2 protein-coding genes are annotated in these 3,136 nt (G+C 50.2%); both read right to left on the bottom strand.

Going from position 1 to position 3,136, the window contains the following annotated elements:
* Window positions 1–785: 785 nt before the first annotated feature.
* Entirely contained in the window at window positions 786–1,142 is a 357-nt protein-coding gene (locus tag ABRP64_RS11490; protein WP_239268985.1) for a hypothetical protein, read from the bottom strand.
* The gene (locus ABRP64_RS11495; protein WP_349866522.1) at window positions 1,142–1,795 is read right to left on the bottom strand and encodes a hypothetical protein; all 654 of its coding nucleotides are present in this window, start codon (window positions 1,793–1,795) and stop codon (window positions 1,142–1,144) included. The genes ABRP64_RS11490 and ABRP64_RS11495 overlap by 1 nt, the downstream gene beginning before the upstream one ends.
* Window positions 1,796–3,136 lie beyond the last annotated feature (1,341 nt).

The raw sequence follows: 3,136 nt of genomic DNA on the forward strand, positions 1-3,136 counted from the left end.
CTGATGTCTTTGAAACCAAGTCTTCGGCTATACTGACCACAGCAGCATAGCTAGCCCCCGATGTGTCCACTTTCCGGAGGTCAGGCCCCCACCGTCAGTTACAGATACACCACGCTACTGGACGCAACCATTCAAAGGTGAACTGTGCTGTCGTGTTTTAAGCTAATGCGCGCGCGGGGGTTTCGCAATACTCTCACGCTGGGACGCTCGCCATTCCTCCCTTGCTACAGGTAAGAGTTGTGCAGTCGTGTGATGCCGTCTTATATACAGACGTCACCCCCTCCCGATTTCTGGATAAAACAATCGCGACCACGATCAATGCCGCGCCGACCATTAGCTCGTCACTATGCACACTCAGCCATGAGCAGCTGGCGGCAATGGACGCTATTAATGCGATGAATACCAGCCCGGCTTTCGGTAAAGTGAAGCGTCTTAGGCAGAGTTCAACCCTTCCTTAGCTGAGGTAGGAACTAAACCCCGGACGCTTCATCCCCCTAGGCGTGTTCCGTTTAGGTTAGGTCGGAAACGAGAAAAGGGCATCAAGGGCGGATTTCAATAACTCCTTGTGGCGGGATTCTGAATCCAAATCTCCCTGACACTCTCAAGGCGTCACAACTCCATAGTTAAGAGCTACTTAACCCTTATGTACCCTTTTTGATAGATGCACCAATTTGGCCACAGTACCCGCATGAGTACTGTGGCCAAGTTTTGGAAGACAGTTTAGCAAGATCCTATCACTTTTTATCAAGTGATTAATAAACTGCTAGCTCCACTTAAAACACCGATCATGCCGCTGCTCGACGAAAGACTATATGGTTATTGGGCCAGAAAAAGTAGCAGATGGCTAGGAACGCCACGACTATTCGCCCAACCAAGCTAGGGAAGAAAGCTGTAATAGCTATCGTTGCAGCAAAGAGGAAAATGGAACGCACACGATGCATCCAAGGAGATACCGCTTTTTCACCCATGATCATGGAAATACCAAAAAGGATTACTCCCAATATTGAATAGAGCCACAAATATCCAGAATTGAAAAAGTGCTCAACTCCATGTTTCTCAATAATATCCGAGGGGAATATAGTGACAAAAGCCCACAGAGATTCTGGAAAGCGAATAAACTTTGGATCTTTATCCGTCCGCATTAGTCATCCTCAATCTCTGCGGTAATTGGCGGAAATCCCCACTTAGAGTACCAGGTAATACCTTTACCCTGCGCGACCGCCCCTGTGATTTTAGTAGCGAGATCGACAAAGTAAGTTGCCCCAAGAAGGCCGGCAGCGCCAGAAATAGCAGCTCCGATCGGCCCGCCTGCTACAGCACCCCAAGCAAAGAATGCCGCCTCAAGAGCAGCTGGCCCTTCCATTGCCGCTGCGGTAAGAGTTGCAGCCGTCCCAACCGTCAAATCGCTATTTGATATGTGGCCGAGCTTGTGATCATATGTAGTGACAATTTTTGGCTCGTTTTCCTTGTGCTGAACAATGCTTTCATCCTCAGCAAGCACTGAGTGGAAAAAACTGACATCTTTGTCTTCGAAACCATAATCACTACGAAGCTGATCATCGTTGAGATCGGACTTGAGGTTACCCTCATCGTCGTAATCAATATGTTCACCGACGTTACTAATTAGCTCAAGCTGCTTCTTCTCTTCAGGAGTGATCTCCTTAAGAGACCTATCAAATTGCTCTTCAGACCAAACAGGAGTTTTCTCTGCTTGTTCAACCGTTTCGGCAGAAGCTGCGGGGGCAATACCTGCAGTGATTAGAGACACAACTGTCAGAAGTGCGACTCGATTCATGATAGAACCTTTCTGTATCGATAGGCGGAACAAATCTAGGATACACGCCATCCTGACATCCCGCTTCTCAGATGAGCCGCATCCTACAGCATGTGGAATACTCTCGCTGGTGGAATGAGAATTGCGGGATTCCCGATGTTTCATAAATGAGAGTTCTCGCCTGTGATAGGTTCAATCAAAATGATATTCGCGAATTGCTCCGAGTAGCCAACACGGCTTTGAGCCATTCAATAAGCCCGAACCCGGTAGCTCCAGGGGCAAGCTCGAAGGTGCTGCGCCGGACGAAGGAGCCATCGGCGGGGACTGCTCGAACAGCCACCAGGTTTTCCCGTCGGTGAGGATTCCGTTGTAGCGGGAACCATCTTGGCTCATGTGGGTAGTGACGTAGCCAGCGAGTTGGTTGATGTAGTCCGCGTCGGCGCTCTCGTTGGTGAGCCGCTTTTTACTTCGATGACAGTGGCTCCGGTGGCGATGTCGATTCGTCGGTGAGAACCATCACCGATCTGCTCTTCCAACCGTGGGGTATCCAGGTCGAAGTCGGCGGTAGTCAGCAGGGTCTTGATGTCGGACTGAATGTCAGCTTCAGTGCGCTCAGTGGCGTCTGGGGACGCCAGGCGAGTGATCAGGGATTGTGGTGTGGTCATGGCTTTCTAAGGTGGGTAGGTAAGTCTTAGTTGTTGATTCTTTCACAACGCACCCGTAACAAGGGCTGGTTGGTGGCAACCAAATCTTTGATTTGGGCGGCAGCCCAACGAGCCGCAAGGCGAGGCGGGAGTATAAACCATAACCCACAATATGACGGTTCTGTTGGTTGATCGGCTGGGGATATAGATCTACAGGGATATAGTTATAAGCCACCTGGGAAAATAGGTAAATCCCTGTGTATAACTAGCAAGATGATGGCAGATCAGCGCAAAGTGCTTTCAGGTAAAAAGAAAGCGCGCCGGAGGGCGCTAGTCTTCTGTGTTCTGTCTAGTCGAGTTCTGGACGAGACGGCCGCTGTCGGACTGAGGTGACTGTCTTGATCAACGTGACACCGGTCAGTATTGGAGGTAATTCCAGCGTTAGGCCACACACAGAATGTCATGAATGGCCTTCTTGATGTCGTTGCGAAAGTTTCTTCGCTCTACCGCAGTAGTCCATTTTGTCGAAAAGTTCTCGGCGATCATATCCGAGGTGAAGGTGTAGGCTTCCCGATTGTTTTAGCGGTACTGTTGCAAAGTTGGGCGGAGAGCAGCGAAGACTCAGTTTCTCATTTCCTGATGGCCGCTGCGTGTGGGCGTTGTTAGGCCGTCTCGAAGACCTGGTTGACGATCACCGCGTCCGGGTTCGGTTGCCCGT

The sequence above is a fragment of the Corynebacterium sp. KPL4015 genome (assembly GCF_040225725.1).
Lineage (GTDB): Bacteria > Actinomycetota > Actinomycetes > Mycobacteriales > Mycobacteriaceae > Corynebacterium > Corynebacterium rhinophilum.

Excerpts from the sequence above, each read along its gene's own strand:
- ABRP64_RS11490 (WP_239268985.1), bottom strand. The coding sequence starts at position 1,142 with ATGCGGACGGATAAAGATCCAAAGTTTATTCGCTTTCCAGAATCTCTG.
- ABRP64_RS11495 (WP_349866522.1), bottom strand. The coding sequence starts at position 1,795 with ATGAATCGAGTCGCACTTCTGACAGTTGTGTCTCTAATCACTGCAGGT.